Origin of the sequence: Ectothiorhodospira sp. 9100 (assembly GCF_022227565.1) — a bacterium.
GTDB classification, from domain to species: domain Bacteria; phylum Pseudomonadota; class Gammaproteobacteria; order Ectothiorhodospirales; family Ectothiorhodospiraceae; genus Ectothiorhodospira; species Ectothiorhodospira marina.
This window is the reverse complement of record NZ_JAJNAN010000129.1, coordinates 1-616: the sequence shown is the minus strand read 5'-3', so window position 1 is coordinate 616 and position 616 is coordinate 1. Positions and strand designations below refer to the sequence as shown.

Below are 616 nucleotides of genomic sequence, written 5' to 3'. Positions count from 1 at the left end.
AAGGCGTTGGCGTTGCAGAAGGAACGCTACGAGCAAGGCGAGAAGAAGGTCGGCTATGCCGGACTGTGCAAGCTACTCACCGAGTGGCGCAACAGCCCGGAAACGATATGGCTTCGGGACGCGCCCGTTCATCCACTCCAACAAACACTGAAGGATCTGGAACGCGCCTACAAAAACTTCTTTGAGAAGCGGGCCAAATTCCCCCGGTTCAAAAAGAAAGGCCAGGGGGATCGCTTCCGCTATCCCGATCCTAAACAGATCAAGCTCGACCAGGGCAACAGCCGCATCTTCCTCCCCAAGCTGGGCTGGATTCGCTATCGCAACAGCCGCGCTGTGCTGGGGACGGTGAAGAACGTCACCGTGTCGCAGAACGGCGGCAGGTGGTTCGTGTCGATCCAGACCGAGCGGGAAATTGTACAGCCGAGACCGCAAGGCGGAGCGGTGGGCATCGACATGGGCATCACCCGTTTCGCCACGCTCTCGAACGGCTCATTCTACGCCCCGATCAACAGCTTCAAGCGGCAGGCAACGGCGTTGCGTAAGGCGCAACAGGCGGTGAGCCGCAAGACCAGGTTCAGCAACAACTGGAAGAAGGCGAAAGCCCGCGTCCAGCGCA

Annotated in this window: 1 protein-coding gene; it reads left to right on the top strand. The window is 59.6% G+C overall.

Features of this window, described 5'->3' with window-relative positions; all coding sequences use genetic code 11:
* Window positions 1-12: 12 nt before the first annotated feature.
* Window positions 13-616, top strand: a 604-nt coding sequence (locus tag LPW29_RS15290) for an RNA-guided endonuclease InsQ/TnpB family protein (RefSeq protein WP_238628727.1), incomplete at its 3' end; no start/stop codon positions are given.